Source organism: Filimonas effusa, assembly GCF_004118675.1.
Taxonomy (GTDB): Bacteria; Bacteroidota; Bacteroidia; order Chitinophagales; family Chitinophagaceae; genus Filimonas; species Filimonas effusa.
Window position 1 is genome coordinate 95,317 of sequence record NZ_SDHZ01000002.1, and the last position, 18,249, is coordinate 113,565.

The window sequence follows — 18,249 nt, forward strand, 5'->3', positions numbered from 1 at the left end:
GAGATTTATCTTAGAATGGTTAACGTTCCGGTAATCGTTTCCTTCTTAACCGGGAGGCGTATGATATAGTAATACGTTCCGGCGGCAAGGGGTTTTCCTTCGGAGGTTCCATCCCATGGGGTGGTGTAACCAGCTGCGTGAAAGACCTGCTGGCCGTACCTGTTGACGACTATCACAGAAGCACCTTCATAAGCTGCAAGCTGTGGAATGAACCAGCGGTCGTGGATGCCGTCGCCATTGGGGCTGAAACTATTGGGCACTTCAACCGGCAGAAGCATCGTTACTTTAACGGAGTCGGTAGCCGTGCAATTGCCCGGGCCGCCCGAAGCTTTTAGCAGGAAGCGCTGATCATGTGTTACACGATAAGAAGGGTTCAGCACATCGGGACTGTTGAGCAAAGCTGCGGGCTGCCAGCTGAATGTAAGCTGCGCTGCATTCATGGCGGAGGCCTTTAATGTAACCTGGCTGTCTTTTAAAGCATTGAGGTCGGCACCTGCATCTATAAGCGGCAAGGCATGAACAGTATAGCTGGCGGTTGCCGGTAAAGAAGCACATCCCTGTCCGCTGGTGACTGTGAGGTTTACCGTATAGTTACCGGGACGGGCAAATTGTTTTACCGGATTTCGGGTAGTTGCGCCGGAGCCATCACCAAAATCCCAACGCCATTCCTTTATTACTTCGCTGGTACCGGCCGGGGTTTCACCGGTGAACTGCAAAGGCGCATCCTGGCAAACGGAAGCGGCATCCGCTGAAAATAAGGCTATGGGAGCTGCGGGGATATTAAAACCAAACGTAGTGTCGGCAACACAACCCTGTGCATCGGCGGCCAGCAGGCGCATGGTATGCGGACCTGGCTGCAGGCTATAGCTGGTTGTTTTGGTTTTAGCAATACTATCATCGGGGAAATACCATTGCCATGTGCTGATATCTTCACCACCTTCAAAGGAAGCAGCAGCATTGAATACAACGTCTTCTGTTTTCCGACAGCCTTTGTAGCTGACATCGTAAGCTATGACATGGGTTGCTTTTACCTGTATGTTATAGGGTATACGTTCCGTATGGCTGCAGTTGGTGACTGATAAGCCGGTAGCATACAGCGGAAGATCGTACATGCCTTCCGTTTTGAATGCGTAATACCCGGGTAAGCTGTAGCGATAGTAGGTGATGCCATCAATTATTTCGGTTCCGGTGGAAACGGGTTGCAATGTTGTAACATTTGCGGCCGGCGTAACAACAGCCGGCAATTCGGAGAAACGCCATTCGAGGCGTTCGGGCTGGTATCGCAACAAGACCGACAGCGCTACGGGCGTGTTAACGCAGGTAAACTCCTGGCTGCCTGTTGTGGCTGCATACTTGTTTTGAATAGAGGCGAGGCCGCTCTTAGCCGACAATAATACGCCTGCGTTAAAGCCATAGCTTAAGCCTGCTCCCATTCCGCAGGTGATAGCAGTAAAAGCATCATCGCTGTCGATGACACATTGCTGTGCTCCCCCGGCAGACCAGCGTTTTACCACTACTGTATAACCGGCTTTGTTGGGATGGGCATATGCGTTGTCGTAGTTATCCGGCTTTCCATCGATCTTCAGCTGAGCTAAGCCTTTAGACGGTATAATGAGCAACAGGTAGGTGGCTTTAACGCTGTTGCTGTTATCCCTGAAGCACTGCGTGCGGCGTACCGCCTGACTGGTTGCACTAAGATAGATCATGGATGGATTACCTGTTCCGGTGTAACTGCATGCATTTGCCGACGGCATATACTGTGCTACAAAGATGGGCTTATCAGCTTCAATGAAGTCGGCAGTGTTACTCTGGTACTCGTAGTAAGAGCCGTTTAGTCCCCATAACCGCTGGCCATTCTTTTTCACGATAGTTGCGGGATCGGATACCAGGATACGATAGATATTGATGTTATGCTGCGCGGGATTATCATCGACACTGGTGGGGCTGGTCATAAACTCCGTTCCCCAGGCAGGAAGCGGGACGGCCTGCTGCAGCAGGTTTTGAGCGCTGCCATCGGTGCCGGTACAGGCCACCTGCGTATAACTGCTGCCGGAGAAAACGGCTACCGGGTAGCAATTCCCCTGGTCGTTGGCAACGGATGTTACCCTGGTGCCAGAGAGATCAGCGCCGTTTTCATCGTCTACTGCTTCGCCGGCCATCAGGAAAACTTCTCCTTTCTGCAATGTAAGCGTAAAGGCCGTTCCTGCTTTGCGGCCGCCGCGCGTATTGGCAGATGGCGTTATGTTCAGGCGCGTATTGTTGTTTGCGGCGATGATGTACATAAAAGAGAAACAATCTTTATTTCCTCCCCTGGTTCTGGCGCAGGATTGTTTTGAATTCAGGGATACATAAGCATAACCCCATGTATCTGCCGGCAGCAGTAAAGCCGTAGCAGCGCCATCGGGGGCTGCTATGCGTGCATAGGCAACAACAGGCACATTAGTTTCGATATGAATGGCGTGCTGACGATAGACATCTTCTACGTTACCTGTTTTAAACAAACGTGCATCGTAAGCCGCCGCAGGAATACCTTTGGGAATGGGTTTACTGGTAGCTATTGTATTAGCTGCCACATCATATTCTTCGAGATAGGCGGTTCCACTGATAGTTACACGAATATGCGCATTTGTTGCTGCGCTGAAGCACAGGTACATTTCCTGTGCATTACCGGCGCCGCTTCCCATAAGCCTGTGCGGGGCATATGCCACCCAAAACTCCTTTCCTTCGTTGGAAAGAGATTGCGCAAAGCACCACTCCTGCTGCAAAAACAGCAGGATGGTTACCGGCACGATCGTTTTAATATGGGTGATTACAAGATGCCACATAATGTAAGCTTTATCTTAAAATAGTTACGGAGCCTGTAAGTGGTTTTTCAGTTTTTTTCAATTGTATGATATAGTAGTATGTCCCTGAGGGTAAACGGCTGCCGTTCTGCGTTCCATTCCATGGAGCGGCGTACCCTTTGGAATGATAAACCTGCTGACCGTAGCGGTTAAACACAGCAACAGTACAATCGGTATATGCAAACAAGTTCTTTATTTCCCAGAGATCGTGGATACCATCGTCGTTAGGCGTAAAGGCATCGGGGATAACAACGGAGCGAAGCATGGTTACTTTAACATCGTCGGTAGCCGAGCAAACGCCATCTTTATCGGTAGCGGTTAATGTGAACACCTGGTCCTGAATCACTTTATAAGCAGGGTTCAAGGCGCCCGCATGATCGAGCAGGGCTGAGGGCGACCAGGTAAAACGTAACTGGCCAGCCTGTTCTGCTGTGGCTTTCAGTATGATGGCATCACCCTCTTCGCCAAACAAATCGGGGCCGGCGCTGATACGGGGGCTAAGCTTTACCTGCAGTTGACCCTGCGCATCGGTGGAGCGGGAAGTACAGCCATCGTTATCCGTTACGGAGAGATGCACAAGATAAGCGCCTGCCTTTTCAAACTTTTTATTTGTATTTTGTTTGTTATCGGTGGTGCCGTCGCCAAAGCTCCATGACCAGGAAACAATGGGGGCAGCAGCTGCGGTACTTTTATCGGTAAAGACTACTGTTGTTCCTTCGCAGGGAGCCTTATCAGAAAGATCGAAGCCTGCAACGGGGCCATTTTTAAAGATGGCGCTGCTCATATTCTTTTCCAGGGAAGCGCTGCAGCCAAAGGCAGATGTAGCCTTAAGGCTAACCTTATACGCTTTTGCGGTTGCATAGGTATGAATCGGATTACCGGCTGTGGCGGTGTTGCCATCGCCGAAAGTCCAGTAATAAGAAAGCGCACCCTGTTCACTTATTGTAGTGTTATTGGTAAAGACGGCTTCTCCTCCCGGCATACAAACAGCATCCGGCAAGGTAAACTGTACATCGGGCAAGGCATGTACTTTAATAGTACGGGTAGCGGTATTGCCTATACAACCGTTGTTACCAGTGGCTTTGAGCGTAACCGTGTAGGTTGCTGCGGCAGCAAAATTCTTATCAAAGGGAGCAGCGGTGTTACGTGTAACATCCGGTGTACCATCGCCGAAGCTCCAGGTCCGTGATTGAATAGCGGCACCGGGGTCTTTGCTGTTATCTATGACAGACAGATCGGTAAGCGTTGCGGCAGCGTTCAGGCAAAGATCTTCCGGCGCAGTGAAAGCTACTGCCGGAACAGGTTTCACGAAGATATTCGCCGAAGCGGAGTCTTTACAGCCTTGTGTTGTTGTGTAGATATACCATACAGCGTGGCTTCCCATGCCTGCTTTTTCGGGCTGGAATGTACCATCATTTGCGGTAGCCTCTCCCCTGTAGTAACCACTCCCCGTTAAACCGTTTGTGACGGTGGCGCGGGCTACGGATACGGATGCCGTGTTAAGGCAAACATCATCCAGTGCGCTAAAGCTTATGGCAGGAGCGGGTTGCAGCACCAGCTGCCAGGAAGAATCGTTCACACACCCTTTTTCAGTTGTTGCTTTCAGTTGCAGCTGGTAGGTGCCTGCACTGTATTTGTGTGAAGGACTGGCCGTTGCAGCCGTATTGGGATTGGCAGGTGTTGCAGCGGCATCGCCAAAGTTCCATAACAATGCGCTGGCCAACTGTCCGTCTGTGGCAGTAACATTACTTTTAAACTGTACAATGCCATTGGAAGGCAGGCAGCCTTTGTCGTGCGTTACATTCAACACTGGTTTTGCATACACCTGCAGATTCAGCAGGGCTGTATCGCTGATACAGTTTTCACTTATTTTAAGCACGTGTTTTATAGTAACCTGCCCGGACGACTTATAGGTATGCGACTGATGCTGTCCATTTGCTGTAGCTGTAATTACTTCACCGTCGCCAAAGTTCCAGTACCAGGAATGCGCCGGCAGCATGGGGTTGGTTTCCTGCAAAGCAGTAGCAGCCTGTTCACAGCTAAAGGTTCCGGCGGCTACATTGAATACGGGTGTAGCCGGCTTATCAACCAGTGCAAACAGTGCGGTGGTATCGGCTACGCAGGCGTTGCCATCGATGGCTATGAGGCGGGCGCTGTTGTTACCGGAATGGAAGGTATAAGCAGCATCACGTCCGCTTGCCGTTCCTGGCGTGGCGCCATCCATAAATTCCCATTCCCATCTTTTGATCTCTGAGGAGTCGTTGAACTTGCCACGCGCCGCAAAGCGGATGAGCTCGGATGATCTACAATTTTCATAAAGAATGCTGAAGCCCGTTCGCAGGCTGTCTTTTACAATGATGTCGTAAGGAATACGTTCCGTGTTAGCGCATTGCTCTACGCTGGATGCGGTAGCGAATACAGGCACTGAGAATTCTCCGGGTTTGAGGAAGGTGTACACGCCTGGCAAACGATACCTGTAGTACAATACCCCGCTTACCATTTCCTGTCCTGCTGCTACCGGGCTATTATCGACTATATCTGCGGCAGGCGTAATCGTTCCGTTCAGGTCGCTCAGCTGCCATAGAAGACGTGAGGGCTGGTAACGGATGAGCACCGACAGTTCAACAGGCGTTCTGGCGCAGGTATAGTGGTTGGCGGTATCGCTGCTGTTGTATTTGTTATGAAGGAAAGGCACGCCACTGAGGTTATTGATATAGGTACCTGCGTTATAAGAATAACTTAATGCGCTGGAGAAGCCATAAGTGATGGCGTTAAAGGTGGAATCGCTTTCAACGATACAGGTGGCGGGCGCCCTGGGATCGGTGTTGGACCTGGTATTCCAGCGGCGGACCACTACGGAGTATCCGGGCAGGTTGGGGTTTGGATAGGTGTGGCTATAATTATTTTTCAGGCCATCGATGGTCAAGGAGGCAAGGCCTGCAGTAGGGATATTCAGGGTGAGGAAATTCCAGTCGATTGTTAATGGCCGTGCTTCCATACCGGGAAAGGCAAGGCGCTGGAATGCCGTTTTTTTGATGCCTTGTTCTATAGGGCTCAGGAAGATCATTTCCGGATCGCCGAGGCCCTGGTAGCCGCAGGTGCCTGTAGAAGGAAGGATCTGCATTACCTGAACCGGTTCATTGGCTTCGATATAATCGGAGGCTGAGGACCAGTATTCGTAATATCCTTTAGAGGTCATGCCCGTCATAACAGCGCCGTTACGTTTTACGATGGTGCCGGGCAGTTTAGGCATTACACGGAAAAGGTTGGCGTTATGCATGGTGGGATCGGAGCTTACACTGGAAGGAGTTGTAATGTAACGTCGTCCCCAGGTTTCTACTGGAAACATTTGCTGGATGGCCATGTCTTCGGGCGGATGGCTGCCGCTAAACGATCCGCAGGATACGTAGGCACCGCTGCTTCCCACAAATGCGGCTATCGGGAAACAGGTACCATCGCTGTTGACAACCGACTTTACAGTTGTGCCTATAAAGTCGTTGGAACCCCTGATATTACTGGTGGGTACGTTTGCCATTACCTGGTAGATCTCCCCTTTATTGAGCGTAGCGTAGAAAGGCGTACCTGCCGGCAGGCCACTGCGGGTGGCATTGGTTGGATTTATTTCGATGCGGGTATTGTCGTAATGCGCCACTACAAAGATCCATGCAAAACGGCCCAGTTTTTCGAATTCGGTTACTGTTTGATCGTGGCTCAATACGCGGTAAGAATAGCCCCATGATTTAACGGGGATGAGCATGGTAGCTGCGGCGGAAAAGGGTGCGTATTCAATTTCATAAGCAACGATGGGCACATCGCTTTCGATATGGATGCCTTTGTTTCTGAAAGTGCCTTCGGAGTTGGTGCCGCCGGGCCAGATAGAAGACCTGCTGTACAGCATGGCATCCCAGGGCGAGGCCGGGATATCGCGTAATCCCTGCGGGATATTTTCGCTGCGGACAACGGTATTGGCGGGTACGCGGTATTCTCTTTTATAGGTAGTGCCGTGAAGCGACACCGTTACTTTAGCATCCTGTTCTGCGCTAAAGGCGATGGCAACGCGCGGCGTATCGAGCCATGCATTGTTTTCCATTTCTGCGGCATGGCCGAAGCCCGCCCAGAATTCAGTTCCCTTATTGGTAATATTCTGTGCAACTGCCAGCGTTTTCAATCCCAGCAAAAACAATATGATATAAAGTTTCCTCATGGTCATCACTTCACGCATTCACGTTTTAAATAAAAATCTTACTATTTATAAGGCGCTTCACAGGTTATTGTGCATACTGCCGGCAAGTGATTTGCCGGCAGTATGCTATTGTATTTTTTATCGCACCAGGTTTATACTTCCTTTCTTCGTCATCTCTTCGCCGCTGAGCATGGTCATCTGGCATACATAGATGTAGACACCCGACGGCTGGAGAGCGCCATTCTTTCTTCCATCCCATCCTTCTTCTTTGTTGCTTGTTTCAAACACCTTTTGTCCCCACTGGTTAAAGATCATCAGTCGTAATGACCTTATCTCGTTACCATAGATGCGGAAGACATCGTTCACTGCATCGCCGTTTGGCGTGAAGCTGTTTGGGATGAAGATGTTATCGGTATAGGTTGTGGCTGTGGCAACCGGAGAAGTAAGCAACTCACATCCTCCAAGGCCTCTTACCAGCAATGTCACTGTTTGCGAAGGTTGCAACCCGCTGATGGTATGAGTTGTGCCATTGGCTCCGGAGCTTGGGGTAGTCCAGGTGGCGCCGTTATCGGCAGATACCTGGTAACCTGTTGCGTTGGCCACTGCATTCCATTTAAACCTTACCATGCGTACACCTGCGGTATCAACAGTTACTGCGGGCGCTGCTACGTTAGGTATGATATATAAACCTGCGGGCACCCTTGCTGCGATATCGCACCCACCACGGTTGGCACTTGCATAGTATTGCGTTGCGGCTGTTGGGTTGGTGACTGTGTACGAAGTACCGGTAGCCAGCAGCGTGCCGCCTGTTACCCTGTCGTACCAGGTATAAACCACATCGGAAGCAGGGTTTTTGATCTGGAATGTAACGGCGCTGCCGGGGCATGTGCCGATGTTGTTGTTCACCACTTCGAGCACGGGCAGTTCTTTTACAGTAAACTGTTTACCTACATTGCCTATACAACCGTCGTTGGCTATAGCTGTAAGCGTTACCGTATAGTTGCCTGCTGTATTCCATTTCTTAGAAGTGGTTTTATCGGAAGCGGTGGTATTGTCGCCGAAGTTCCAGCTCCACCTGTTCAATACGGCTCCGTTACCTGCTGTACCGTTTCCTTCAAAGTTGCCTGTGAAGTTGATACAACCCGTGTAGTTGGTAGTATAATCAACAACAGGCGCTGCTATTACATTGATTGTAATGCTGCCTTCCACCAATTTGCTGCAGGTAGCAGCATCTTCGCTATATACAGCCTGTACAGGGATGATAAAGTTTCCTGCTTGTGTAAAGCGGATCTCGTTTGCCAGCAGGTAGCCATAGAAGATACGATTGTCTGATACAATTGTATCTACCGGTACCGGGGTATTGACGACAACATCACCCGACGGTGTTATACCTGTTGCTGCACTGAGTTTCCAGGTAAGTGAACTTGCCATTACAGGCAGGTAGACTTTGGGTTTAAACGGTGCATTGACACAGGTATAGGTATTGGCTTCGGGCAACTGGCTGTAAGTGTTGCGATAAGATTCATTGGTGAAGTCTACCGGCGGCACCTGGAAGCCAGCATTGTAAACAAAGCCCTGAACGTTGTGTGGCGCATGAACCAATGCCGTAAAGGGTTGATCGCAGGTAATACGAATAACAGAATCTACATTGTTGTACCGCTTCATAGCCACTTTATAACCGGCAAGCTGCGGGTGCGTATAGCTGGTATCAAAACTATGTACTCCTTCTATTTTAAGCGAAGCAAATGCAGCTTCGGGTACTACGGCAGTAACATAGTTTATAATGGTTTCGTAGGTACTGGATGATTTTCGCACGTAGGAGAGAATGTCTTTCACACCATATCCTAACGGGGTAAGGTAGTGCATGCCTTCATTAGAACCCGGGTTGCTATATTCATCGTTGCCACAGGCAGTAAAATAGGTCGTAAACTGCCCTACCATTACTGGTTTATCGGCTTCGATGTACTGGGGCTCGCGGGTGGAGAATTCGTAATAATTGCCTTTGATGCCTGTCATGACAACGCCATTACGTTTTACGACGGTAGCCGGATCTTTTACCATTACACGGAAGATATTGAAGAGAAACTCGTTCTGGCTGTTCTTCGATGCCAACGGCGTGGTAAGGTAGCGGGTGCCCCATGCCTGTGAAGGATAAGCCTGCTGATAGAGCGACTGATCGGCACCATGTAAAATTGGTTCGCAACGGATGCCTGTACCGGAGCTGCCTGAGAACACTGCTATTGGCTGGCAGTTACCGCTTTCGTTTGGCACAGAAACTATTTTCGTTCCTGTGAGTTCGTAGGATGCATAGGTGAGTTCGTTATAAGTGCCTCCTGTTTCGGCTTGTGTATAGCTGCGGATATAAGCGCCAATTAGCTGGTAAACCTGGCCACGTTGTAATGTTACACGGAACGGTACCCCTGCCTGGCGTCCGCCTTCGGTATTATTCGAAGGGGTTATTTCCACGATAGTGCTGTCGCGGTCGGCCACTACATTCACCCAGGCTTTGCCCATCGTCATATTGCCATAACCGCTGAACTGGCGTGCACCGAGTGTGGTATAAGCTTTTCCATAAGTACCTGCCGGCATGAGCAGGGAATAATTTGCTTCCAATTCCATGAACGCCGTAGCTGCAATGGGCTTATCGCTTTCTATGAGCACCCCCCTGCTGAACAATCCTTCGCCGCGCAGACGTGCATCGTAAGCGCCTGATTTAGGAATGGCGTCGGTGGTCAGGATCTTACCTGCGGGAACTGTATATGATTTTTTATAATTGGTTCCGTTTACGGAAACAGTTACCTGTGTTGTTTCATCTGCTGCCAGTATAAACCTGAAGTTCTGCCCGTTACCCTGGTACTGGTCTCTGGTGAGGCCATATGGCGCCCAGAACCTGGTACCCCTGGTGCTGCTGTCGGACGGAGTTGTTACTACAGGGCGAACGGGTTCTTTTCCATCGGTCATACCGGTAAACTTACCTGCAAAAGCGAGGTCTGCTTCCGAGATCTTATTACCCAGTGAATCGATGATGCTGTTAACGCCGGCTGTCCATACAGCGGCAGCATTGGTGCGTCCCAGTTTAATCTGAGACTTGATGGGTAAAGTATAAAGCCAGGGATCGATAAAGAACTGTTCAACGGAATAGTTATAAGAACCGGCGCCTGTTGTTGCTGCGTCTACGTAATAGTAGAGTGATTTTTCTGAGGCGGCCAATCCTGCGGGCAGCACGCCTGAATATCGTTTCAGGGTAATAGCAGCAGGCACGCTGGCGCCCCATGTAATAGCGGTAACGGTATCGGTACCCATCATAAACACCTGGCGTGTACCTGCTGCCGGCGCTGCCGGTATGGCTGTAAGCGCAGGCGGCGCTACTGAAGGGAAGAATTCGTAAGCACCAAGATCTGGCACACCACCTGTTAATGTTACGGAACGTGTGTTACCAAGTTTATCGGAGGCGTTACCTTCCAGCTGCATACCACGGCCCTGTAAAGCCCATGAGCCATCGTTCGCTGCTGCGGGACGCAGATCGGTATTGCTGGTGTAAGCCGGCTGGTACACGATAGAATTCATTTCGGTACCATATTGCGCCTGCCATGCGGGCAGGTTGGCGAAGTTCTTTTCGAACGCACCATTGGTAGGACCTTGTTTCACGAGCAACGCACCGGACGTATAAAGCAGGTTGTAATCGGAGTTGATATGTTCTGCCGTATAGTTATAGAACACAGCCGGCCCACCGCCGGTGTTGGCAAAGATGTTATTGAACACATTGGTGAAGGAACCGGAGTTGGCATACTGGTGATTTACCCAGAATGCCGTGTTATAAATACCTGCAGCAGGAGAAGTATTTAAGATAGAGTTGTTATAGTAATTGGTAAAGGCTGCGTTGCCGGTATAGATACCTGTTGCATAAACGCTGTTACTTGTTCCTGCTATCGTTGAGTGAACGCTGATCTCGTTGTTGATGATATCGAGATAGGTTGCAGATTCGTTATAGAGACCCGTCACCAGTGAAGTTAACCCGTTGCGCGCCATCACGGTGTTATTCCGGATCTTACCTCTTGCAGTGGCAGTACCATCGTTACCCGTCATATAGATACCGTAGATATAGCCGGTATTATCCTGCAGGCTGATGTTATTGCCGGAGAGCTCAAAATCGCCGTCGCAGTTGTTCGTGTAGATAGCATATACGCCCTGGTTAAAGCTCGCCGCCTTGTAAGCAGTTTTCACGGGTACGGTATTGTTCTGAATTTTAATGCCTTTGGTATGCTGAACGTAGATAGTGTGGTGATAACAACTATCGAAGCTGTTGTTAACGATAGAATCTTTTTCGGATGGGCGGCTGGCGGTTCCTACTATGTAGATGCCTTTGGCGCCACGCTGGAATTTATTGTTTTTGATAACAAGCGCATTGCCTTTAAAACCTGTAGCGGCATGGATACCTGCAACAGTTGTTTGATCGGCGCCGTAAGTAGCATACGCTGTAGCTGAAGGCAATGCTGCTTTAATGATACAACCTTCGATCCTGATATCTGAAGCCAGGTTCAGGATATCGAAGGTTCTTCCGTAGGTCGCATTTTCGGAGGCGATGGTCATATTCAGGAAACGGAAGTGGCTTGCGCTATCGAGGCGCAATGTATAGTTCAGGGGAACAGACTGCGCATTGAAAGTTACGATGGCATCGGCTGCATTACCTGTTTCGCTGCGGAAGGTGATGGAGTTTGTTTCGGAGCTATTGGGGATAGCTGCAAAACGCACCTGTTCGCTATAGGTACCGGCTTTAACGTTAAACACCACCGCGCTTGTAATACCACAGGAGATAGCTTTCTCCACATCGGCGAAAGAGCTGAAGTTGCGGGTGCCGGCGGGATCGGTGGGCTGCGTTTTATCGATGGTATAAGTACCGCCGGGGAAGAGCCCTCCTATCGTAATTTTTACGGGATCGGAATAGGCCGGTGTACCGCCGTTACATGATACTGCCGCCCTATAGTACAAAGTATTATTTGTTGTTGTAAAACGAAGCGGCGGCGCTACCAGCGGATCGGAGATATTCGTCCAGGTTCCGGAAAGATCAGTTGCCGATTGCCATTGGTAGGTCATACCCAGGCCAACGTCGTTATTTTTAAGATTCAGCAGCACCTCTTTGCTTACGCATGCGGTAGTACCTACGTTGGCAAAGCTTTGCCCCGGCAGGAAAGAAGTGTTACAGCTGGGTAAAGAAAACTCTACGGCGCCGATATCGGGTGTAGTAGTATTACGGGCTGTTTTATAGTAGTCGACCGTCACTTCTGCGAGCGCTTTGCCTTTACCGTCGAATGCTGCCGATGTTGGTGTAAAGTTACCGGAGGCAGCATCCTTGAAAGCGGGATCAACCATAAGAGAAGCAGCATCGAAGCCTGTACCTGTACGCCAATCGGCCAGTGTAGCGTACTCTACACCTTTGCTATAACCGTATAATACGGTAGGGTTGGCATCGAAGAAGAAGTTGTTATAGTTCAGGGTGAATAATGAATAGTCGTTATCGGCGAAATAAACGGCATACTTGAGTCCTGCCCCACCGCGTGTAATAAAGAAGATGTTATCGATGACATTCACCGAACCTACGTTGGAAGAAGTATAGAAGCCATATGCGGGTGTGAGGGCTGTTGAAGCGCGATCGTCGAGCGAAATGGTATTATGGTAGTAGTTCACCATATTGGACCCCATGTTATAAAGCGCATAGATGGTTCCGAGGCCTTTGATATCGTAGATGATGTTATTGGCGACCAGGTGTTCGAAACCTGCTTCGGAATCGGCATTGGAGTGGCCGATGCCATAAAATACGATAGCTGCATTTTCGAGGTGACCATCGAAGAAAGCATGGATACGGTTCCTGGTAATTGCCGAAGCCATATTGGCCTGGGAGAGGTAGATACCGTATACTGCTGAAGGCGTAGCGGTACGATCGGGGCGGCTGAGGTCGTTACCGTCGATAGTGGTAAGCGCGGTATTGGTCAGGTAGATACCATAGGTGTAGAAGTTCTTAATGGTATTATTGATGATCTTATTGTTTGATACGGGATAGTCTTCGTAACCGGGCGTGCCACCGACGATAGAGATGCCATATACGCCGCCATTGATGCTGTTCGATTCCAGCACGTTGCCATCGCAATAGGAGCCATAGGCAGTTGGGCCTGAGCCGCCGCTGATGACGATACCGTTATAGAAGGAACTGGTAGTGGCGCTGTTGACGTCGATGATACAATTCTTCACGGTATTGGAGTCGGCATTGTTCATTAGATGGACGCCGTAGCCATATTGGGAAGAAGTGGTGCCGAGTGCGGTTATGCGAAGATTATTGAAGATGACGTGCGAGGTACCGTTCATTTTGATCACCGCTCTTTCATTGGTATTGGAGCTGAGATAGTTGATGGTTGCGCCGTTACCGTTAAAGGTGATGGTATTGGTGGTGGATGTACCATAAACCTTATTCATCACCAGTTGTTCGTTGTATGGCGTGCCTGTATTCACCACGTTAAACACAACGGGGCCGCCGATGCCGCATTTGATATAGTTATAAGCGTCTGTAAACGTTTTAAACTGCCCGGCTCCGGGTGTAGTGAGACTATTATCGATGGTAAAGGTTCCTGATACGCCGGGCGTTTTAGACACCAGTACGCTGGATGAGGGTGCAGACTGGTTGCTGGCAACACAGGTTACCATCAGGCGATAGTACGTATTGCTTATAAGCGAAGTAGTGAGCGTGTCTTTGGCAGCGCCGGCGATGTTCTGCCAGGTATTACCGTCGGCGGACGACTGCCATTGATAAGCCAGTCCCATAGCTTCTGTACCTGTGCGTGACAGGAAGAACGGTTCTTCGGGGCAGGCGATGGTTTTAGTGGAATTGGCCGTACCTGCCGACGGGGCTCCGCTACAATCAGGAGGCGCTACCTGCCAGGTAAAAGTAAGGTTGGGGCGTGTAGTTGCGGTACCCAGCTCTGTGGTAGTTGTAGTGGTACAGAAGCTGGTGATATCGTTGGCGCCGTAGGTGTGGGAAGCGTTAAAGGGAAGCCCGGTAGTCCAGGCCACTGTTGGGTTAAAAGTTTCAAGCTGCAGAAACCGGCTGCCGCCGTTCACGCAAATTTCGATAAGGATATTGCTGGTACCATTCCAGAAAAATTTATCGCTAAAAGTAAAAGTATTGATTCCGGCAACGGGTGATAGTGCAGCGTTGGTATAGAACTGGGCCGGAGTAGGCTCCCAGGCTGTACCAAGAGTAGCTTTTGCCGTGGCGCCCATTTTAATCGAATACTGTTGTAATATGCCGCAGTTGTTAAGCGCCAGCACATTCACCTTCAATCCGGTGATGTAGCCGCGTGTAAGACCTGCGGCCTGCAATTCGGATGCAAGGAAAAGATACTGCGAGCGGCTTCCTTCTTTGTTGCCTGGTAAAGGGGAAGGGAAGCTGGTAGCGGTATTGCCGGTAGTTCCGGAGCCAACTGTAAAGTCGGTTTGTGCTTTGAGTTGCCGGAATGGGAGGACCGTGGTTACCAGTAATAAAATAAAGGATACACAAAAAAATTGGTTGATTTTTTGCTTCATCATTGCAGTTAGTATTTGAACGTGGTAGCGGGCGAAATAATTCCTGGGAACAGCTCCTGCCCTTCGTGTAAAAATAGTCTTACTGTATTTCAAAAGTTATAGGCACAAACACGCAAAATCCACTGAGTAGAAACCCCTATACGGATAAAATTTATAATCCAATAGTCGTTGATCTTCATGTTATTTCTTTGAGTAGAAACACTCAAATCAGTTAACTTTGAGAAACTACTGTTTAATATCTTACTACATTTCTCACCTCAAATATCCATTATGCCGGTCTGCCGATTTGTGTACCTGCTATTGTTCTGGCTTTCAGTGCAGTTATGTGCTGCGCCTGTTTATGCCCAGGAAAGGGCAGCCAGTACCGATACAGCCGGGATACTGCGGATGCTGGCGACAGCGGATTCGGTTTCACATGCGAATCCACCGGAGGGTTATGCATTATACGCCGAAGCGTTAAAGAAGAGCTGGGAAGCTCATTTTTACAAGGGTGTTGTTATGGCGCTAACCAAAACAGGCACCTGGTTCTTCGGCAACGACATAGGTATCGCTATTCGTTATGGCACAGAGGCATTGCGTGTGTATGACGAAAAACGGCTCAACGATATCAAGGTAAAGGCTCCTCTTTATCTTTTACTGGCTGAGGCTTACGATGAAAAAGGCAGGCAGGATTCCTCAGCCTATTTCTATTACCTCCTGAACGATGATCTGGATCGGCTACCCCAGGTGAGTCCTGCGTTTGCCACCAATCTTTACATTAAGCTTACGGTGTTCTGGCTGCATATGAATTATGATACGGCATCGATACGGTATACAGCAGGGCAGTATGTGAACCAGGCATTGAAGGCTGCTGCGAACCAGCCAGAAACCAGTGCGGCGCGGCTAAACACTTTTTTCCTGCAGGGACTTTATTTTCATGCCATCCGGCAATATGATTCTTCACGCTATTATTTTCTTCTTTATTTAAAGAAAGCACCGGGAATGAATATGGCGCGCCGCATATCCACCTTGCTGAATATTGCGGATACCTACCTGCTCGAGCATCAGCCGGAGAAAGCACTGGTTTATACCAACCAGGTAATAGCCCTGAGGCAGAACAGCGACTACGAGGTATCGTTATCCTATTACCTGAATGAAGCTGATTTCATGAAAGCCGTTGCTATGTTTCAGCAGGGCAAGTATGCACAAACGATTCCCATGTTACAGCAATATCTTTCTTATTCCACAGGCAAGGGTAAGCTGCTCCGCTTTGATATGATGGAGGCGCACCGCATGCTGGCAGAATCGTATGAGCACCTGGGCATGTACGACAAAGCGCTGGAGGAGAACAAAATACATATCCGGCAACAGGATAGCCTGAATCAGAAAGACAAGCTGGATATGATCAACCGGCTGGAGATGCGTTACCGGATAGCGCAGAAGGATAAGGAACTTGCCTTACAACAACTTACAATCACGGAAGCGGGTAATAACGTGCGGCGTAAGAATTTCTGGATAGGCATTATATCGATATTGGCGGGCGGGCTTGCCATCATTTTTGTTTTATGGCAAAGAAGCAGCCGGCATAAGCAAAAATTACAGGCCGAAAAAATAAACAGTATACAAAAAGAAATGGAGATCACGCGGTTGAACGCTACGATCTCGGGTGAGGAGAAAGAGCGGAAACGACTGGCGCAGGAGCTGCATGATGGTGTGGGCGGCATGCTTGCTGCGGCGAGGATAACACTGGAGCTGGCAACGCACAAACTGCCGCCAGTGCTGGTTCCCGACTTTAGTGAAGGCATTAAGATATTGGAAGAGGCTGCTATTGAATTGCGCAAAACCGCGCACAATATGTTACCCGATGTATTAGAGACAAAAGGGCTTGTGCAGGCAGTAAAATCGTTCTGTTATAAAGTAGGTCACAATCATGCTACCGAACTTTTTTTTCAGTGTTATGGTACAGAAAGGCGATTCAACATTATTTTTGAGCTGGCTATATACCGGGTTGTACAGGAATTAGTGCATAATATTTTAAAGCATGCACACGCCAGCAAGGCTATTATTCAAATGGAATTTACGGAAACGGGTATTTCTATTACGATAGAAGATGATGGTGTAGGAATGCCCGAAAATGTGAAACAAGCTTCGGAAGGTATTGGCCTCGCTAACATATATGAACGGGTTCGCACTGCCGGTGGTAGTATAGATATTGAAAGCAGTCCCGATAACGGCACCAGTATTTACCTGGAATTCGAGATCCAGGCAGAAAACCAAAACTAATGATCAACGTAGCAATCACTGATGACCAGGCCATCATTCGTTATGGAGTGGGACGGATACTTGAAGAAGATCCGGGGCTTAGCCTTACCGGTATTTACAATGGAGGGGAGAGCCTGCTTGCCGGCTTACGCAATGAGCAGCCTGATGTATTATTGCTGGATATACAAATGCCCGGGCAAAACGGCGTAGAGCTGGCGGGCATCATCACTCAACGTTATCCTGCGATACGGATCATAGCCCTTACCAATATTGATTCTCCCGAACAGGCAAGGGATATGATACAACAGGGTTGTCTTGGATATTTACTAAAGGATACCGAGCCCCGTGTATTGATTGAAGCCATCAAGACGGTATATCGCGGAGAGCAATTCATTTATGAAGATCTGAAGAAACAGTTGCTGAACCTGATGCTTCAAACGCCAAGTAATATTATCACGCGCCGTGAAAGAGAGATCCTTCGTTTTGTAGCGGAGGGGTATACCAACCAGGCAATCGCCAATGAGTTGTTTCTTAGTTTGCGCACTGTAGAAAACCATCGCACACGGTTATTACAGAAACTAGGTGTGAAGAATACGGCATTGCTGGTAAAGGTTGCGCTGGAGAAGAAGCTGATATAAGATGCCGCTGTTCCTGGCTGATACAAGAGGCTGCAAAGCTACTCCGATATAAGAAAACCGTTCCGGTTGATCAATGCTTTTGATGCCTGATGCCGGAACGGTTTTAAGAAGCTATATAGGAGCAAGACGAAGATCAGAAGAGGCCAAACAACATGCCATCTACTTTGCTGATGATCTCACCAAAGTCTTCTTCGCGTTCTACAAATTTATTTTTGTCTACATCAATGACAAGTACAGGACCTTCTTTATAGTTATCGATCCAGCGGTTGTAGAGTTCATTCAGTTTTTTAAGATAATCGAGGCGGATATTTTCTTCATATTCCCTGCCGCGTTTTTGTATTTGTCCTACCAGCGTAGGTACCGATGCTTTGAGGTAGATCATGAGGTCTGGTGGTTGCACCATAGACTTGAGGGTCTGGAAGAATTCGTAGTAATTATCGAAGTCTCTTTTGCTCATCAATCCCATTTCGTGGAGGTTGGGCGCAAAGATGTTGGCATCTTCGTAGATGGTTCTATCCTGGATAACGGTTTCGGTTCCTCTGTGAATTTCGAGCAACTGGTTGAGGCGGCTGTTGAGGAAATAGATCTGGAGGTTAAAGCTCCAGCGTGGCATATCCTCGTAGAAGTCCATGAGGTAAGGGTTATGGTCTACGTCTTCGAACTGGGGGATCCAGCGGTAGTGTTTACTCAGGAGTTCGGTCAATGTGGTTTTACCGGCGCCAATATTGCCGGCTACGGCCACATGTTTTGGTTTTTTGGTCTTTGCCAT

At 49.0% G+C, this 18,249-nt stretch carries 6 protein-coding genes; 2 read left to right on the forward strand and 4 right to left on the reverse strand.

The genetic code is table 11. From position 1 onward, the window contains the following. Positions 1-5: 5 nt before the first annotated feature. The 3 genes from ESB13_RS11820 to ESB13_RS11830 all read right to left on the reverse strand — a co-directional run bounded on the left by ESB13_RS11820 (position 6) and on the right by ESB13_RS11830 (position 14,604). Entirely contained in the window at positions 6-2,825 is a 2,820-nt protein-coding gene (locus ESB13_RS11820) for a PKD domain-containing protein (protein ID WP_129003520.1), read from the reverse strand. A gap of 10 nt (positions 2,826-2,835) precedes the next feature. Further along, on the reverse strand, positions 2,836-7,065 hold the full coding sequence (locus tag ESB13_RS11825) for a PKD domain-containing protein (RefSeq protein ID WP_129003522.1): 4,230 nt from the start codon (positions 7,063-7,065) through the stop codon (positions 2,836-2,838). 99 nt (positions 7,066-7,164) lie between these two features. Continuing rightward, entirely contained in the window at positions 7,165-14,604 is a 7,440-nt protein-coding gene (locus tag ESB13_RS11830; protein WP_129003524.1) for a T9SS type B sorting domain-containing protein, read from the reverse strand. A gap of 267 nt (positions 14,605-14,871) precedes the next feature. On the opposite strand from ESB13_RS11830, the gene ESB13_RS11835 reads away from it, so the two are divergent. Both ESB13_RS11835 and ESB13_RS11840 read left to right on the forward strand, forming a co-directional pair. Next, on the forward strand, positions 14,872-16,863 hold the full coding sequence (locus tag ESB13_RS11835) for a tetratricopeptide repeat-containing sensor histidine kinase (protein WP_129003526.1): 1,992 nt from the start codon (positions 14,872-14,874) through the stop codon (positions 16,861-16,863). Further along, entirely contained in the window at positions 16,863-17,480 is a 618-nt protein-coding gene (locus ESB13_RS11840) for a response regulator (protein WP_129003528.1), read from the forward strand. Before ESB13_RS11835 ends, ESB13_RS11840 begins: the two co-directional genes overlap by 1 nt. 133 nt (positions 17,481-17,613) lie before the next feature. On the opposite strand, the gene ESB13_RS11845 is transcribed toward ESB13_RS11840, so the two are convergent. Further along, positions 17,614-18,249: a deoxynucleoside kinase gene (locus ESB13_RS11845; RefSeq protein WP_129003531.1), complete on the reverse strand. Its 636-nt coding sequence runs from the start codon at positions 18,247-18,249 to the stop codon at positions 17,614-17,616.

Bases quoted from the DNA above. Each gene is read 5' to 3' on its own strand.
- ESB13_RS11820 (WP_129003520.1), bottom strand. From the start codon at position 2,825: ATGTGGCATCTTGTAATCACCCATATTAAAACGATCGTGCCGGTAACC.
- ESB13_RS11825 (WP_129003522.1), bottom strand. From the start codon at position 7,065: ATGCGTGAAGTGATGACCATGAGGAAACTTTATATCATATTGTTTTTG.
- ESB13_RS11830 (WP_129003524.1), bottom strand. From the start codon at position 14,604: ATGATGAAGCAAAAAATCAACCAATTTTTTTGTGTATCCTTTATTTTA.
- ESB13_RS11835 (WP_129003526.1), top strand. From the start codon at position 14,872: ATGCCGGTCTGCCGATTTGTGTACCTGCTATTGTTCTGGCTTTCAGTG.
- ESB13_RS11840 (WP_129003528.1), top strand. From the start codon at position 16,863: ATGATCAACGTAGCAATCACTGATGACCAGGCCATCATTCGTTATGGA.
- ESB13_RS11845 (WP_129003531.1), bottom strand. From the start codon at position 18,249: ATGGCAAAGACCAAAAAACCAAAACATGTGGCCGTAGCCGGCAATATT.